This is a genomic window from Streptomyces sp. NPDC002779 (assembly GCF_042888685.1).
Classification (GTDB): Bacteria; Actinomycetota; Actinomycetes; order Streptomycetales; family Streptomycetaceae; genus Streptomyces.
This window is the reverse complement of record NZ_JBIAQC010000024.1, coordinates 23593-40343: the sequence shown is the minus strand read 5'-3', so window position 1 is coordinate 40343 and position 16751 is coordinate 23593. Positions and strand designations below refer to the sequence as shown.

Sequence of the window (16751 nt, the reverse complement as noted above, 5' to 3'; positions counted from 1 at the left end):
GCTGGCAGCAGCCTGATAGCCACACCCGGCACCCCTGGGCGATCCAACCCTACGAATGGCTCGATCAACCCGATCAAGAAGGTAGAGCGGCCTGACTGCCGAGAAGTTACCGGTCCCGTGGCGTTTCCGTGCCGGATGTGGCCCAGATCACCTGACCCAAGTGCAGCGCCCCAGGGGCGCCAGGGCCTTCTCACAGGTGTAGGTGACTGGCGACAGCAGGGACGTGTGGATGCAACGGGCTCGAGAGGGTGAGTTCGACGACTTTGTGGCGGCCCGGTGGTCGGGGCTGCTCCATCTCGCGCGCCTGCTGACCGGAGGGGACCGGCACCGCGCCGAGGACCTGCTGCAGGAGTCCCTGGTCAAGCTCTGGTTCGTCTGGGCGAAGGTTGGCGAGGAGGCCCCCGAGGCCTACGTCCGCAAGGTCATGGCACGCGCCGCCGCGCGGTCGGCCCGGCGGCGGTGGTGGGGCGAGCGGCCCGTCGAGCAGGTGCCCGAGACCGCGCTGCCGGGCGATGTGTCCGCCGCCGTCGCCGAGCGCTCCCGGCTCGAAGCCGCGCTCGCGCAGTTGACCCCTGATCAGCGGACCGCCGTGGTGCTGCGCTACTACCAGGACCTGCCCGACCGGCAGGTCGCCGACGTGCTGGGCTGCCCCGTCGGCACCGCCCGCTCGCACGCCTCCCGCGGAGTCGCCCGGCTGCGGCGGCTCCTGTCCGACGTCATCGAACCGGTCGGGTGAAGGAGGAGCCATGGACCACTTCGAAGAGCAACTCGCCCATCTGATGCGCTCCTCCGCGGAGTACACCCCTCTGGAGGCCCGGCAGCGGGAGCGGCTCCACGAGGCGGTGCGGACCCGGCGCCGGCTGCGGGCGGCCCGTAACGCCGCCGGGTCGGTGCTCGCGGTGGCCGCGGTCGCGCTCGCCCTGGTGCTGCGGCCGGGCGGAGCACAGCACGTCGAACCCAGCTCGCCGCGCCCCGCGCCCACGATCAGCCCGACCACCTCGCCTCCGGCCCCCTCCCCCTCCTCGACGCCCGCGCCGCCGAGCACGTCACCGATGTCCACGCCCCCGGACACCGCCACCTCGACGCCGACGACGCGGCCACCGTCGACCACCACCACGGACGCCACCACCTCGACACCCACGTCGTCCGAGCCGCCGACGTCCACGCCCGACATCTCCGCGCTCACCTCGCCGCCGGCCTCCACCACCGAACCGGCCTCGGCCCCGCCTCCGGAGACCTCCGCCACCCCCTGACCGCGCCCCGCGCCTCCTGAACACCCCGCCCCGGCTGCCCTCGGCATGCCCTGTGGCACAGCACAGACAAGGACAGACCGTGACGAAACAGCGGGAGCAGCTCATGACCCGGGGCCCCATGGACGTCGACCTCCTCGCCCCCGTTCTCGACCTCGTCGTCCCCGTCTTCAACGAGGAGGCGGGTCTGGAGCAGAGCGTGCGGCGGCTCCACGCCCATCTGCGGGCGGGCTTCCCGTACCCGTTCCGGATCACCGTCGCCGACAACGCCAGCACCGACGCCACCCCTCTCATCGCCGCCCGCCTCGCCCGCGAACTGCCGGAGGCGCAGTGGCTGCGGCTGGAGGAGAAGGGGCGGGGGCGGGCCCTGCGGGCGGCCTGGTCACGGTCGCCGGCACCGGTCCTGGCGTACGTCGATGTCGATCTGTCGACCGGACTGACCGCGCTGCTGCCCCTGGTCGCGCCGCTCATCTCGGGCCACTCGGACCTCGCCATCGGGACCAGACTGGCGCCCGGATCACGCGTGGTCCGGGGCCCCAAACGGGAGTTCATCTCCCGCGGCTACAACACCCTGCTCCGCTCCACCCTCGCGGTCGGGTTCTCCGACGCGCAGTGCGGGTTCAAGGCGGTACGGCGCGAAGTCGCCGAGCGGCTGGTGCCGTTGGTGCGGGACGAGGAGTGGTTCTTCGACACCGAGCTGCTGGTGATCGCCGAACGGGCCGGACTGCGCATCCATGAGGTGCCGGTCGACTGGGTGGACGACCCGGACAGCCGCGTCGACCTCCTTCCCACCGCCCTCGCCGACCTGCGCGGGATCGTCCGGATCGGCACGACCCTCGCCCGCGGCAACCTGCCCTCCGCCACCTCGCCCCCCAGGCTGCTCCCCCAACTCCTGCGCTTCGCCCTGGTCGGCGCCCTCAGCACCCTCGCCCATCTGCTGCTCTACGCGGCCCTGCGCCCGGCGACCGGGGCGCAGGCCGCCAACGCGCTGGCGCTCCTGGTGTGCGCCGTGGCGAACACGGCCGCGAACCGGCGGTTCACCTTCGGCGTTCGCGGCCCGGGCGGGGCGCTCCGGCACCAGGCGCGCGGGCTGCTGGTCTTCGTCCTGGGTCTGACGCTCACCTCCGGAGCGCTCGCCGCCCTGCACCTGGCGGCACCCGGCGCCTCGCCGCGCACGGAACTCGCCGTGCTCGTCGCCGCCAACCTCACCACGACCCTGCTGCGGTTCCTCCTCCTGCGCGCCTGGGTGTTCGGCAAGGGGACCCGATGAACGCCACCACCGACACCCGGCCGACCTGGAACGCCCGCCTCACCGAACCGGTCCCGCCACGCCACCCGCTGCGCGAGGCCGCCGCCCGCTACGGTCCCGTCCTCGCCCTCTACGGCACCCTGAAGCTGATCGGCTTCACCGTCTTCCTGTCCCTGCTGCACGCCGCGGGCGACTTCCGCGAGAAGAACCCCCGCTTCGGCGGCGGCGCACACCCCTGGGACGTGCTCGCCACCTGGGACGGCTGGTGGTACCGGCAGATCGCCGAACACGGCTACGACCCCGCCCTCGTCCCGGTCCCCGGCGCCACCGGAATGATCACCCTGGAAGGCAACTCGGCCGCCTTCTTCCCCCTCTACCCCGCCTTGATGCGCCTGGTCTCCGAGACGACCGGCCTGGGGTCCTACGGCGCGGGCCTGCTCGTCTCCGTCCTCGCGTCCTTCGCGGCGGCCCTCGGCATCCACACGGTCGCCGCACACCTCGGCGGACGCCGGGCGGGCCTGGCGGCGGCCGGGCTGTGGGCGGTGTGGCCCGGCTCCGGGGTGGAGTGGGCGGTCTACTCCGACTCCCTCTACGTCGCCCTCGCCGCCTGGTCCTGCCACGCCATGCTGAGCCGCGCCTGGCTCACCGCGGGCCTTCTCACCTTCCTCGCGGGCCTCAACCGCCCCACCGCCGGGGCCCTGATCGCGGCCCTCGGCGTCGCCGTCGCGCTCGCCCTGCACCGCCATCGGCAGGACGAGGGCGTCGTACGCCCCCTGCTCGCGCTGGCGGTGGCACCGCTCGGACTGTTCGGCTACTTGGCCTGGGTCGGACACCGCATGGGCGACTACGGCGGCTACTTCAAGCTCCAGGACGGCGCCTGGGCGCACACCTTCGATTACGGCGCACAGACCCTGGACGTCCTCACGTCCCTCCCGGTGGGCCACTTCGACTATCTCTTCGCCTACCCCTTCGCGGACGTCGTCGGGGTGGGCACCGTCCTGCTCGCCGTCACGATGCTCGGCCTGCTGCTGCGCCATCGTCCCCCGGCGCCGCTCGTGGTGTACACGGTCCTCACGCTGGCCCTGATCCTCGGCAGCCAGCAGATCTTCGCCAACGTCTCCCGCTACCTGCTGCCGGCGTTCCCCCTCTACCTCCCGCTCGCCTTCGCCCTGCGTCGCCTCAGTCCCCTGATGATGTGCTGGCCCCTCGGCATCGCGGCGGTGGCGTCCGGGTCGTACGCGGGGTATGTGCTGTTCGAGCTCGGGGTGCCGTAGCCGCCGGCCGGGGTGCGGGGTGCGGGGTGCGGGGTGCGAAAACAGCTTGTGCGGGCCGAGAAATCTCGACCCGCACAAGCTGGGATGTGTCCGAGGGGGGACTTGAACCCCCACGCCCGATAAAGGGCACTAGCACCTCAAGCTAGCGCGTCTGCCATTCCGCCACCCGGACCAGGTGTCTGCCGCCTTGCCGGGGGTGTTCCCGGCGGCGACAGGGACAACAATACCAAGCTTTCGGAGTGGCCTTCACGTGCATATCTGCCGGGTGGAGGGGGCCGGCGGAGGGGGTCGGCGGAGCTTCCGGCGGAAGGTTTCACCAGGAGCGATCTCCTGCTCACCCTGGGCTGTCCGTGGTGCGGTCCTCCCAGGTCAGCAGGTGCAGCGCACGGAGCAGCGTGGCGGCCGTCCGCTCGTCCAGCGGGGCCAGGAAGCTGCGCTCGGCCGAGCGGCGGGCCAGCTCGGCCTGCCGGTAGCACTCCTCGCCCGCGGCGGTGAGCTCGACGATGTTCTTGCGCCGGTCCTGGGTGCTGCGCCGCCGGGCGACGAGGCCGTGGTCCTCCAGGCCGTCGATCAACGCCACCATGGTGGTGCGGTCGACGCCCAGCCGGCCCGCCGCCTCCACCTGCGACAGCGGCCGCGCGCCGTACAGCACCGCGAGCACCGCCAACTCGTGCCGGTCCACCCCGTACGGGGCCAGCGCCTGAGCGGATGCCCGGGCCAGCTTGGTCTGCGCGAGCCGGAGGAGGTGACCGAGACGGGTGTCCTGGCGAGCGTCGGGCCGCGGCTCGGGGGACGCGGGAGGTTCGTCACGGACCATGCGCCGACTGTAGCGATCAGCTTCCGCCCGGACCCGGTCATCCACCGACCCGATACCCGAGGGGTCCTGCCGCCCAACCACGCCAGGCGACCGCCCGGCACCCACTCCCAGCAGACCGCAACGGCCCGCCAACCCTCACGCGCCGCACCTTCTGGCCGCAGGCCAACCCGCACCCAGGCCGAGGCACGCGGCCTGCCGACGCCCACGCCCTGCCCCCCCCCCCACACACAGCCCGAACCTTTACGACCTGCTGTCCCAGACCGCGCCCACCCCACAGCAGGCCACCGTCACCGCAGGCCGACCCTCACCGCAGCCTGCCCCTCCCCCAGGGCGACGCGCACCCGCCATCCCCGACGCAGGCCGCGCCCACCCCATAGCGGATCTACGTCACCACAGGCCCACCCTCACCGCAGCCGGGCCCTCCCCGAGGCCGACCCTCACGCCCCGCCATCCCCGACGCGGCCCGACCCTCACGGCCTGCCAACGCTCCCGAACCGCCATCCCACACCCAGGCCGCGCCCATCCCGCAACAGGCCACCGTCACCGCAGACCCGACCCCCACGACCCGCCGACGCTCACGGCCCGCCGGTGCTCACGGCCTGCTGTCCCGCACCGCAGGCCGCGTCCGCTCCCCGCCGTCGCTCACGGCATGAGGTGGTACTCTGGGAAGTTCCCCGGCAGCCGCTCCCCCGCGGGGCCGTGCGTCACCGCGCGGACCAGTAGGTCGCCGCCGACGAAGGCGCCCCGCCAGGACGCCCCGAAGCCGCCGAACAGCTCGTCACGGTCGCCGCGCGAGCGGGGCGTGCCGTGGCCGACCTTGAAGGCCCGGATCTGCGGGGCGAGGCGCTCGTACGCCGACCGGTCGTCCGTGGACAGCGTGGCGACCAAGGCGCCGTTGGAGGCGTTCATCGCGGCCAGCAGCTCGGCCTCGGTGTCGACCAGGACGATGGTGTCGACCGGCCCGAACGGCTCCGCGTGGTGCAGTGGCGAGGACGGCGGCGGGTTGAGCAGCGTGACGGGCTGGACGTACGCCGAGGTGTCCTGGCCGGGCAGGAAGCGGGCGTCGGTCAGACTGCCGCGATGCAGGGGCACGGCGCCCCGGTCGACGGCCTCGGCGACCTGGTCGTGCAGCTCCTTGGCCTTGGCCGCGTTGATCACCGGCCCGAAGTCCAGCGCCGGGTACGGGTCGTCGGGGTGCTCGACGGCCAGCGGATGGCCCACCCTGAGCGTGCGCACCGCGGGGAGGTACGCCGCCAGGAACTCGTCGAACAGCGTGCGTTGGACGACGAAGCGCGGGTACGCCGTGCAGCGCTGTTTGCCGTAGTCGAAGAGCTTGGGCACGACCGCCGTCAGCGCGTCCCAGTCCGTGTAGTTCCAGATGCCCCAGGTGTTGAGTCCCTCCTGTTCGAGTACATGTCGTTTGCCGAGGTCGGCGACGGCCGTGGCCACCGCGGCGCCGGTGTCGCGGCCGCCGACGAAGGAGACGCAGCCGATCTCGGGCGCCCGCACCAGCGCCTGGGACAGCTCGCTCCCGCTGCCGCTGACGAGGGTGACGGGTATCCCCTCGCGGGCGGCGAGCGCCGAGGCCAGGGTGAGACAGGCGACGCCGCCGTCGGTCGGGGTCTTGGCGATGACCGCGTTGCCTGCCAGTGCCTGAACCAGTACTGCGTGAACGAGCACGCTCATCGGGTAGTTCCAGCTCGCGATGTTGGAAACCGGGCCGTCCAGCGGGGTCCGCCCGGCGAGCATCGGCTCGATGCCGTCGACGTACCAGCGGACCCCGTCGATGGCCCGGTCGACGTCGGCCTGCGCGAGCCGCCAGGGCTTGCCGATCTCCCAGACCAGCAGCAGGGCGAGGAGTTCGCGGTGCTGGGTGAGGGAGTCGAGGGTGGCGGCGACGCGGGCGCGGCGCTCGTCGAGGGGAAGGTGCCGCCAGGCGCGGTGCTGGTCGAGCGCGGCGCGTACGGCCCGGTGGGCGGCGGCCCGGTCCAGGCGGGGCGGGCCCGCGATGGGGCTTCCGTCGACGGGGCTGGTGGCGGGCAGAGCCCGGCCGTCGGCCTGCCAGGTGCCGGCCCAGAGGTTGAGGACGCGGTCGTCCCGGAAGGCCTCGGGGGCGACGGCGAGACAGCGCTGCCAGGCGTCGGGCCAGGAGGTGCCGGATTTGAGGGTGAGGGTGGTTGCCATGGGGTTGCTCCGCTCTCGGTGCACGGTCGGGGGCGGGTGGGGCGAAGGTCTGGACTAACGCTGCTCATCGAGCCGTGCGAGCACGAGCTTCGCGGTCTCCGTCGGGGTGTTCCCCACCCGCACTCCGGCCGCCTCCAGGGCCCGCTTCTTCGCCGCCGCCGTACCGGAGGAGCCGGAGACGATGGCGCCGGCGTGGCCCATGGTCTTGCCCTCGGGGGCGGTGAATCCGGCGATGTAGCCGACGACGGGCTTGGTGACGTGGTCGCGGATGTACGCGGCCGCGCGTTCCTCGGCGTCGCCGCCGATCTCCCCGATGAGGACGATGATGTCGGTGTCGGGGTCCTCCTGGAAGGCGGCGAGGCAGTCGATGTGGGTCGTCCCGATCACCGGGTCGCCGCCGATGCCCACGCAGGTCGAGAAGCCGATGTCGCGCAGCTCGTACATGAGTTGGTAGGTGAGTGTGCCCGACTTGGAGACCAGGCCGATACGGCCCTGCTTGGTGATGTCGGCGGGGATGATGCCCGCGTTGGACTGCCCGGGGGTGATCAGCCCCGGGCAGTTGGGGCCGATGATCCGGGTTCCCTTGCGCTGCGCGTACGTGGTGAAGGCGACGGAGTCGTGCACCGGGATGCCCTCGGTGATGACGACCGCGAGTCCGATGCCGGCGTCGGCGGCCTCGGTGACGGCCGACTTGACGAAGGCGGGCGGCACGAAGACGACGGTGACGTCCGCGCCGGTCTCCGCGATGCCCTCGGCGACCGAGCCGAAGACGGGGACGGCACGGTCGTCGAAGTCGACGGTGCGGCCCGCCTTGCGGGGGTTGACGCCGCCGACGACATCGGTGCCGGCCGCGAGCATGCGCCGGGTGTGCTTCATGCCCTCGCCGCCGGTCATGCCCTGGACGAGGATCTTGCTCTCCTGGGTGAGGTAGATCGCCATGGTGTCCCGTCTCCTTAGGCCGAGGTGGCGAGTCGGGCGGCCCGGGCGGCGGCGCCGTCCATGGTGGTGGCCTGCTCGACCAGCGGATGGGCGTGCTCGTCGAGGATGGCGCGGCCGCGTGCCGCGTTGTTGCCGTCGAGGCGCACGACGAGCGGCTTGGTCAGCCGCACCTCGTCCAGGGCCTTGACGATGCCGTCGGCGACCGCGTCGCAGGCGGTGATGCCGCCGAAGACGTTGACGAGCACCGACTTCACGGACGGGTCGGAAAGGATCACCGAGAGCCCGTCGGCCATGATCCGGGCCGAGGCGCCGCCGCCGATGTCGAGGAAGTCGGCGGGGCGGGCGCCGCAGCCTGCGACCACGTCGAGCGTCGACATCACCAGACCGGCGCCGTTGCCGATGATGCCGACCTCGCCGTCCAGTTTGACGTAGTTGAGGCCCTTGGCGGCGGCGGCCGCCTCCAGCGGATCGGCGTGCGCCTCCGTCTCGGCGCCCCAACGTGCCTGTCGGAAACCGGCGTTGTCGTCGAGGGTCACCTTGCCGTCGAGGGCGAGGATCCGGCCCTGTCGTGTGCGGACGAGAGGGTTCACCTCGACGAGTACGGCGTCCTCGCTGACCAGCACCTCCCACAGCCGTACCAGGACGTCGACGGTTTGCGCCGGGAGTCCGGCCGCCGCGGCGATCTCGCCCGCCTTCGCCGAGGTGACGCCCTCGGCCGGGTCGATGTGGACGCGGGCCACCGCTTCCGGTCTGGTGGCGGCGACCTCCTCGATCTCCATTCCTCCTTCGGCGGAGGCGATGGCGAGGAAGCGGCCGGCCGCGCGGTCGAGGACGTAGGAGACGTAGAACTCCGTCTCGATGTCCACGGGTTGGGCCAGCATCACCGTGCCGACGCGGTGGCCCTTGATGTCCATGCCGAGGATCTGGCGGGCCGTGAGTTCCGCGGCGGCCGGGTCGGCGGCGAGCTTCACTCCGCCCGCCTTGCCGCGCCCGCCGGTCTTCACCTGGGCCTTGACGACGACACGGCCGCCGAGCCGGCGAGCGATCTCGCGCGCCTCCTTCGCGCAGTCCGTGACCTCGGCCCTCGGCACCAAGATGCCGTATTCCTCGAAGAGTTGCCTTGCCTGGTGCTCGTACAGGTCCATACCGGCTCCTGACTCAAAAGTGCCGCACGCCCCCTGGACACCACCCACCGGATGCGGGATAACAAGCTTCATACAGTATTCGTCGACTGTATGCAATGTACCGCGAGAGCGTTCCAACCCCCTACGAAGGGACAGGACTTCGCCATGCCCGACGACACCCAGGACGTCATTTCCGGTGGTCATCTCGTAGCCAAGGCCCTCAAGGCCGAGGGCGTCGACCGCATCTACACCCTGTGCGGCGGCCACATCATCGACATCTACGACGGCTGCGTCGACGAGGGCATCGAGGTCGTCGACGTACGCCACGAGCAGGTCGCCGCACACGCCGCCGACGGGTACGCCCGCATCACCGGCAAGCCCGGCTGCGCCGTCGTCACCGCGGGGCCCGGTACGACCGACGCGGTCACCGGCGTCGCCAACGCCTTCCGAGCCGAGTCCCCGATGCTGCTGATCGGCGGCCAGGGGGCGCTCACCCAGCACAAGATGGGGTCCCTCCAGGACCTGCCGCACGTCGACATGATGACTCCGATCACCAAGTTCGCGGCGGCCGTACCGGACACGGCACGCGCGGCGGACATGGTGTCCATGGCGTTCCGCGAGTGCTACCACGGCGCGCCCGGGCCCTCCTTCCTGGAGATCCCGCGGGACGTCCTCGACGCCAAGGTGCCGGCCGCCAAGGCCCGCGTACCCCGGCCCGGCGCCTACCGCGCCTCGACCCGCTCCGCCGGCGACCCCGAGGCGATCGAGAAGCTCGCCGACCTCCTCGTGCACGCCGAGAAGCCCGCGATCCTGCTGGGCAGCCAGGTATGGACCACCCGCGGCACCGAGTCCGCCATCGAACTGGTCCGCACCCTCAACATCCCCGCCTACATGAACGGCGCCGGCCGCGGCACCCTGCCGCCCGGCGACCCGCACCACTTCCAGCTCTCCCGCCGGTACGCCTTCTCGGGTGCCGACGTCATCGTCATCGTCGGTACGCCCTTCGACTTCCGCATGGGCTACGGCAAGCGGCTGTCGCCGGACGCGACCGTCGTGCAGATCGACCTCGACTACCGGACCGTCGGCAAGAACCGCGACATCGACCTGGGCATCGTCGGCGACGCCGGACTGGTGCTCAAGGCGGTCACCGAGGCCGCGTCCGGGCGCCTGAACGGCGGCGCCTCCCAACGCAAGGAGTGGCTGGACGAGCTGCGCTCGGCCGAACAGACCGCGCTCGACAAGCGGCTGCCGCACCTGCGCTCGGACGCCTCCCCCATCCACCCCTACCGGCTGGTGAGCGAGATCAACGACTTCCTCACCGAGGACTCCATCTACATCGGCGACGGCGGCGACATCGTCACCTTCTCCGGGCAGGTCGTGCAGCCCAAGTCGCCCGGCCACTGGATGGACCCCGGGCCGCTCGGCACCCTCGGCGTCGGCGTCCCCTTCGTCCTCGCGGCCAAGCAGGCCCGCCCGGACAAGGAGGTGGTCGCCCTCTTCGGCGACGGCGCCTTCTCCCTCACCGGCTGGGACTTCGAGACCCTCGTCCGCTACGACCTCCCCTTCGTCGGCATCGTCGGCAACAACTCCTCGATGAACCAGATCCGTTACGGCCAGAAGGCCAAGTACGGCGAGGCCCGCGAGCGCGTCGGCAACACCCTCGGCGACGTCCACTACGACAAGTTCGCGCAGATGCTGGGCGGTTACGGCGAGGAGGTCCGCGACCCCGCCGACATCGGCCCCGCGCTGCGGCGCGCCCGCGAGTCCGGGAAGCCCTCGCTGATCAACGTCTGGGTCGACCCGGACGCGTACGCCCCCGGAACCATGAACCAGACGATGTACAAGTGAGGTGGCTCCCATGACAGGAACGCCGACCAAGGCACTCGAAGGCATCCGCGTCCTGGACATGACGCACGTCCAGTCCGGGCCCTCCGCGACCCAGCTGCTCGCCTGGCTCGGCGCGGACGTCGTCAAGCTGGAGGCGCCGACCGGTGACATCACGCGCAAGCAGCTGCGCGACCTCCCCGGCGTCGACTCGCTCTACTTCACGATGCTCAACTGCAACAAGCGCAGCATCACCCTGAACACCAAGACCGAGCGCGGCAAGGAGCTCCTCACCGAGCTGATCCGGCGCTCCGACGTCATGGTCGAGAACTTCGGTCCGGGCGCGGTCGACCGGATGGGCTTCACCTGGGAGCGCATCCAGGAGATCAATCCACGGATCGTCTATGCCTCCATCAAGGGGTTCGGCGAGGGCCCGTACACCAACTTCAAGGCGTACGAGGTCGTCGCGCAGGCCATGGGCGGGTCGATGTCGACCACCGGCTTCGAGGACGGGCCGCCGCTGGCGACGGGGGCCCAGATCGGGGACTCGGGCACGGGCGTCCACGCGGTGGCCGGGATTCTCGCGGCGCTCTTCCAGCGCGAGACCACCGGGCGTGGTCAGCGGGTGAACGTGGCCATGCAGCACGCGGTGCTCAACCTCTGCCGGGTGAAGCTGCGCGACCAGCAGCGCCTGACCCATGGCCCACTCGCTGAATATCCCAACGAGGACTTCGGCACGGAGGTTCCCCGCTCCGGAAACGCTTCCGGCGGCGGCCAGCCGGGCTGGGCGGTCAAGTGCGCGCCGGGCGGCCCGAACGACTACGTGTACGTCATCGTGCAGCCCGTCGGCTGGCGGCCGATCACCGAGCTCATCGGCCGGCCGGAACTGGCCGAGGACCCCGAGTGGGCGACGCCCGAGGCCCGGCTGCCCCAGCTGACCAAGATGTTCCAGCTGATCGAGGAGTGGTCCTCGACCCTGCCCAAGTGGGAGGTGCTGGAACGGCTCAACGCGCACAACATCCCGTGCGGTCCGATCCTGTCCACCAAGGAGATCATCGAAGACGCCTCCCTGGTCGACAACGAGATGGTCGTCACCGTGCCGCACCCTGAGCGCGGCGAGTTCGTGACCGTCGGCAGTCCGCTGAAGCTGTCCGACTCCCCGGTGGAGGTGACCGGTTCACCCCTGCTCGGCCAGCACAACGAAGAGGTCTTCATCGGCGAGCTCGGTCTCGGCGACGAGGAGCTGCGCCTGCTCAAGTCGAACGGAGTGATCTGACGTGATGGCCGAAGACCGGGCTCTGAGGGTGCGCACGCTCCTGGACTCCGTGCGGGCCGAGGGACGCACCGCGCTGACCGCGCCCGAGGGCAAGGTGATCGCCGACGCGTACGGCATCGCCGTACCCGGGGAGGAGCTCGCCACCGACGTCGAGGAAGCGGTGGCGTACGCGGCGCGCTTCGCCGGGCCCGTGGTGATGAAGATCGTCTCTCCGGACATCCTGCACAAGACCGACGCCGGCGGAGTGATCGTCGGCGTCGAGGGCGCCGCCGACGTCCGGGCGGCGTTCCGCACCATCGTCGACAACGCGCGGGCCTACGACGCGTCCGCCCGCATCGAGGGCGTCCAGATCCAGGAACTGCTGGCCAAGGGGCAGGAGGTCATCGTCGGCGCCGTGACGGATCCGACGTTCGGGAAAATCGTCGCCTTCGGGCTCGGCGGGGTGCTGGTCGAGGTCCACAAGGACGTCACCTTCCGGCTCGCGCCCCTGGACGCGGACGAGGCACTGTCGATGCTGGACTCGATCCGGTCGGCGGAGATCCTGCGCGGGGTGCGCGGCCAGGCGGCCGTGGACCGGTGGGCGATCGCGGAGCAGATCCGCCGGGTGTCCCAACTGGTCGCCGACTTCCCCGAGATCGCCGAGGTGGACCTCAACCCGGTGATCGCCACCGCGGACGGCGCGGTCGCCGCCGACATCCGGGTGATCCTCGCGGAGCACCAGCCGCCGCCGCGCCGGACGTACACGCGCGAGGAGATCCTCACCTCGATGCGCCGGCTGATGCAGCCCTCCTCGGTCGCCGTGATCGGCGCCTCCAACGAACCGGGGAAGATCGGCAATTCGGTGATGCGCAACCTCGTCGACGGAGGCTTCGCCGGGGAGATCCATCCGGTGAATCCCAAGGCCGATGACATTCTGGGCCGCAAGGCGTACAAGAGTGTCACGGACGTCCCCGGCGAGGTGGATGTGGCGGTCTTCGCGATCCCCGCCAGGTTCGTGGCCTCGGCCCTGGAGGAGGTGGGACGCAAGAAGATCCCCAACGCCGTGCTGATCCCCTCCGGATTCGCCGAGACCGGGGAACACGAACTCCAGGCCGAGATCGTGGCCATCGCCGAACGGCACGGCGTCCGCCTGCTCGGACCGAACATCTACGGCTACTACTCGACGTGGCACGACCTGTGCGCCACCTTCTGCACGCCCTACGACGTCAAGGGCGGGGTGGCCCTGACCTCCCAGTCCGGGGGCATCGGCATGGCCATCCTGGGCTTCGCCCGCACCACGAAGACGGGCGTGTCGGCGATCGTCGGTCTCGGCAACAAGTCGGACCTTGACGAGGACGACCTGCTGACCTGGTTCGGTGAGGACCCGCACACCGAGTGCATCGCCATGCACCTGGAGGACCTCAAGGACGGGCGGGCCTTCGTGGAAGCCGCTCGGGCGACCGTACCGAAGAAGCCTGTCGTGGTGCTCAAGGCCGGCCGGACCGCCGCCGGAGCCCGGGCGGCCGGGTCGCACACCGGGGCACTCGCGGGCGACGACGCCGTGTACGACGACATCCTGCGGCAGGCCGGGGTCATCCGGGCGCCCGGTCTGAACGACATGCTGGAGTACGCGCGCGCGTTGCCGGTGCTGCCCGCCCCCCAGGGCGACAACATCGTGATCATCACCGGGGCCGGCGGCAGCGGGGTGCTGCTGTCCGACGCGGTCACCGACAACGGCCTGACCCTCATGGACATCCCGTCCGACCTGGACGAGGCGTTCCGGAAGTTCATCCCGCCCTTCGGGGCCGCGGGCAACCCGATCGACATCACCGGGGGCGAGCCGCCGTCGACGTACGAGGCGACGATCCGGCTCGGTCTGGAGGATCCGCGCATCCACGCGCTGGTCCTCGGCTACTGGCACACCATCGTCACGCCCCCCATGGTCTTCGCCGAGCTCACCGCGCGCGTGGTGGCCGAGTTCCGCGCGCGCGGGATCGAGAAGCCGGTGGTGGCGTCGCTCGCAGGGGACGTCGAGGTCGAGGAGGCCTGCCAGTACCTCTACGAGCGCGGGGTCGTGGCCTACCCGTACACCACCGAGAAGCCGGTGGCCGTGCTCGGCGCGAAGTACCGCTGGGCGAGAGCGGCGGGCCTGTTGGGGGGCGGCTCATGAGGTGAGGGGGCACGGGGCCGGCCGACGGTGCGCGTCGGCCGGCTCCAGGACCCGTACGCGCACGAAAGGCATGGGACAGGGGGCGCTGGCCAGATCTTTCGACGCAAGGGGTGCAACGAGCCGTGACAACCACCGACGTTCCTCAGGTCGCCGCCTACCGGGAGGTGACCGACAAGAACGGACGCGTCTACCGGGTGGGCGAGTCCGACATCGACATCATGGGGCGCAAGCGCAAGTGGATGGTGATCCTGCCGTGGATCGGCATGATGGGCATCTCCTCCGCGGAGTACGCGTTCGCGTCCGCCGAGGACACCCTGCACACCGCGCACCAATGGAACAGCATGCACATCTTCTGGATGATGACCGTCTGGGTCTTCTTCCAGGCCGCGGTGGCCTTCCCCGCGGGCAAGCTGCGTGAGAGCGGCAGACTCCCGGCCCGCTGGGCGATGCTGCTCGGCGCGGTGGGCACCCTGCTGGGCTATCTGTCGCTGGCCTTCGCGCCGCATGTCGTCTTCGCGTACATCGGCTTCAGCATGTTCAGCGGCATGGGCGCGGGCATGGTCTACGCCACCTGCGTCAACATGGTCGGCAAGTGGTATCCGGAGCGCAAGGGCGGCAAGACCGGCTTCGTCAACGGCGGTTTCGCCTACGGCTCGGTGCCCTTCGTCTTCCTCTTCAACGGCTACATGGACCTGACCAACTTCCGCTGGGTGCTGGTCTCGGTGGGTCTCCTGCTCGCCGGCATGGTCGGGGTCGCCGGTTACTTCTTCAAGGACCCGCCGAAGAACTGGTGGCCCGCCGCGATCGACCCGCTCAACCCGCCGAAGGACCCCCGCGCGGCCCGCTCGATGCGGATGAACCCGCCGGCGGTCCACCAGTACACACCCCGGGAGGCATGGAAGACCGGCCGGGTGGCTCTGATGTGGTTCTGTCTGGCCTGCACGTCCGGCGTGAACATCTTCGGCATCGCCTTCCAGGTGGACATCGGCGAGGAAGCGGGGTTCGCGGGCGGCGTCGTGGCCACGGCCATGTCCCTGAAGGCGATCGTCAACGGCACCGGCCGCGGTGTCATCGGCTGGCTCTCCGACCTCTACGGCCGCAAGCGCTGCCTGCTGGTGGTCTGCGTGATCCTGGGCCTGTCCCAGTACGGCATCCTCTGGTCGGCCGAGATGAAGAACCTTCCGCTGTTCCTGATCTTCTCGTCCATCTCCGGGTTCGGCGGCGGTGCCATCTTCCCGATGTTCGCCGCGCTCACCGCCGACTACTTCGGCGAGAACAACAACGCGTCCAACTACGGCATGGTCTACAGCGCCAAGCTCGTCTCCGGTCTGGGTGCGGGCATGGGTGCCGTGGTCGTCGGCGCGTGGGGGCACTCCGGTGCCTTCATCCTGGCCGGTTCCATCTCGTTGTTCGCCGGATTCATGGCCCTGTTCCTGTCCCCGCCGGGCCGCGACAAGGACAAGCGCATCGTGCCCAATCCACAGCCGCTCGGCGACGAGACGGGGTGACATGACGGCAGGTCCTCCTGAGAAGGCCCTCCCCGCGGTGGGGAGGGCCTTCTCATGCCGGTACGGCCGTCAGCAGTCCTCGCGCAGCGAGTGCAGGTGCTCGCTGGACCGCCGGGCGAAGGTGAAGGACTCGGCCGGGTTGTCGTGCTCTGCCTGCCAGTGATGGGCGAGCCGTTGGCCGCGCAGCCGGGTCACTCCGGAGATGAACCGCTGGTAGTCGATGTCGCCGTCGCCGACGTCGACCATGCGGTAGCCGTAGGTGTTCGCCGGGTCGCTGACTCCGTCCTTCACATGGAACAGCGGGTAGCGGTGCGGCTGCTTGAGGACGTAGTCGAGCGGGTCGAAGGGCGCGGGTGTGCCGTCGGGCCGCTTGGAGAAGCGGAACTGGCCCGAGTACGCCCAGTAGATGTCCATCTCCAGGTACACGAGATCGGGGTCGGTCTCGGCGAGCAGGACGTCGTAGAGGCGGACCCTGGGGTTGTCGGTGGCGAAGGAGAACTCCTCGGAGTGGTTGTGCTGGTAGAACTTCATGCCGCGCGCCCTGGCCGCCGCGCCGTAGGTGTTGAAGTCCTCGGCGGCGCGCTTCCAGGCGTCGACGGTCGAGCCGTAGCGGAACGGGTTCGAGGCGGTGCCGATGTGCTTGAGGCCGAGGGCCTGGGCGTCGTCGAGGACCTTGGTGAGGTTCTGGGCGAAGGTGTAGGCGTTCGGGTCGTCGGAGTAGTAGCCGACGTGGCTGCCGATGGGGTTCAGGCCGTGGTTCCGGGCCAGCCGCTTGAGCTGGGCGAGGGTGATCGGGCCCGCCGAGCCCTGGCTGTAACCGGCGAACTCGACCTCGTCGTAGCCGTACTTCTCCAGTTCGGCGAAGACGGCGGCGAAGCCCAGGGTGGAGACCTTGTCGCGCAGGCTGTAGAGCTGGATGCCGAGCCGGCCGGGCGGCAGGACGGGACGGCCGCGGCCCGCCGCAGAAGGGGCGGCGCCGGTGGCGGCCGTGGCGGGGGCCGCGGCGCCCAACAGGGCGGCGGCGGTGGCGCCCGCGGCGACGCCGAGCATGCCGCGCCGGCTGAGGCGGTGGGTGAGGTCGGGATCGGTCCGGTGAGTGCGGCTCATGCGGGAACTCCTCGTGATCACAGGCCGTTGTCAGTGGTGAGTGCTTCACT

Annotated in this window: 13 protein-coding genes and 1 tRNA gene; 8 read left to right on the top strand and 6 right to left on the bottom strand. The window is 70.8% G+C overall.

The window, feature by feature from the left end; genetic code table 11:
• Window positions 1–229: 229 nt before the first annotated feature.
• From ACFYW5_RS34885 to ACFYW5_RS34870, 4 genes are all read left to right on the top strand, one after another.
• Window positions 230–736, top strand: a complete 507-nt coding sequence (locus tag ACFYW5_RS34885; RefSeq protein WP_389421161.1) for a SigE family RNA polymerase sigma factor — start codon at window positions 230–232, stop codon at window positions 734–736.
• Window positions 737–746: 10 nt separating this feature from the next.
• Complete coding sequence (locus ACFYW5_RS34880; protein ID WP_389421160.1) at window positions 747–1253, top strand: hypothetical protein; 507 nt, start codon at window positions 747–749, stop codon at window positions 1251–1253.
• 103 nt (window positions 1254–1356) lie between these two features.
• Window positions 1357–2520 carry a glycosyltransferase gene (locus ACFYW5_RS34875; RefSeq protein WP_389421164.1) on the top strand — a complete coding sequence of 388 codons (1164 nt, stop codon included), beginning with the start codon at window positions 1357–1359 and terminating at the stop codon, window positions 2518–2520.
• The gene (locus ACFYW5_RS34870; RefSeq protein WP_389421159.1) at window positions 2517–3773 is read left to right on the top strand and encodes a hypothetical protein; all 1257 of its coding nucleotides are present in this window, start codon (window positions 2517–2519) and stop codon (window positions 3771–3773) included. Before ACFYW5_RS34875 ends, ACFYW5_RS34870 begins: the two co-directional genes overlap by 4 nt.
• Window positions 3774–3860: 87 nt before the next feature.
• Here the strand turns inward: ACFYW5_RS34870 and ACFYW5_RS34865 are convergent.
• The 5 genes from ACFYW5_RS34865 to sucC form a co-directional block, all read right to left on the bottom strand.
• Window positions 3861–3945: transfer RNA gene (locus ACFYW5_RS34865), tRNA-Leu, on the bottom strand.
• A 162-nt stretch (window positions 3946–4107) separates the two neighbouring features.
• Window positions 4108–4590: a MarR family winged helix-turn-helix transcriptional regulator gene (locus ACFYW5_RS34860; RefSeq protein WP_389421158.1), complete on the bottom strand. Its 483-nt coding sequence runs from the start codon at window positions 4588–4590 to the stop codon at window positions 4108–4110.
• Between the two features lie 642 nt (window positions 4591–5232).
• Window positions 5233–6774, bottom strand: a complete 1542-nt coding sequence (locus tag ACFYW5_RS34855) for an aldehyde dehydrogenase family protein (protein ID WP_389421157.1) — start codon at window positions 6772–6774, stop codon at window positions 5233–5235.
• A gap of 54 nt (window positions 6775–6828) precedes the next feature.
• On the bottom strand, window positions 6829–7713 hold the full coding sequence (sucD, locus tag ACFYW5_RS34850) for a succinate--CoA ligase subunit alpha (RefSeq protein ID WP_389421156.1): 885 nt from the start codon (window positions 7711–7713) through the stop codon (window positions 6829–6831).
• A gap of 14 nt (window positions 7714–7727) precedes the next feature.
• Window positions 7728–8858 (bottom strand): ADP-forming succinate--CoA ligase subunit beta, encoded by a 1131-nt coding sequence (gene sucC / locus ACFYW5_RS34845; protein WP_389421155.1) that lies wholly within the window; start codon window positions 8856–8858, stop codon window positions 7728–7730.
• Window positions 8859–9002: 144 nt separating this feature from the next.
• On the opposite strand from sucC, the gene ACFYW5_RS34840 reads away from it, so the two are divergent.
• From ACFYW5_RS34840 to ACFYW5_RS34825, 4 genes are all read left to right on the top strand, one after another.
• On the top strand, window positions 9003–10685 hold the full coding sequence (locus tag ACFYW5_RS34840) for a thiamine pyrophosphate-binding protein (protein WP_389421154.1): 1683 nt from the start codon (window positions 9003–9005) through the stop codon (window positions 10683–10685).
• Between the two features lie 10 nt (window positions 10686–10695).
• Window positions 10696–11937 carry a formyl-CoA transferase gene (gene frc / locus ACFYW5_RS34835; protein WP_389421153.1) on the top strand — a complete coding sequence of 414 codons (1242 nt, stop codon included), beginning with the start codon at window positions 10696–10698 and terminating at the stop codon, window positions 11935–11937.
• Between the two features lie 4 nt (window positions 11938–11941).
• Window positions 11942–14086 (top strand): acetate--CoA ligase family protein, encoded by a 2145-nt coding sequence (locus tag ACFYW5_RS34830; protein WP_389421152.1) that lies wholly within the window; start codon window positions 11942–11944, stop codon window positions 14084–14086.
• 122 nt (window positions 14087–14208) lie between these two features.
• The gene (locus ACFYW5_RS34825; protein WP_389421151.1) at window positions 14209–15594 is read left to right on the top strand and encodes an OFA family MFS transporter; all 1386 of its coding nucleotides are present in this window, start codon (window positions 14209–14211) and stop codon (window positions 15592–15594) included.
• Window positions 15595–15663: 69 nt separating this feature from the next.
• Here ACFYW5_RS34825 and ACFYW5_RS34820 read toward each other — a convergent pair whose 3' ends face one another.
• Complete coding sequence (locus ACFYW5_RS34820; protein WP_389421150.1) at window positions 15664–16701, bottom strand: sugar phosphate isomerase/epimerase family protein; 1038 nt, start codon at window positions 16699–16701, stop codon at window positions 15664–15666.
• Window positions 16702–16751: the final 50 nt, after the last annotated feature.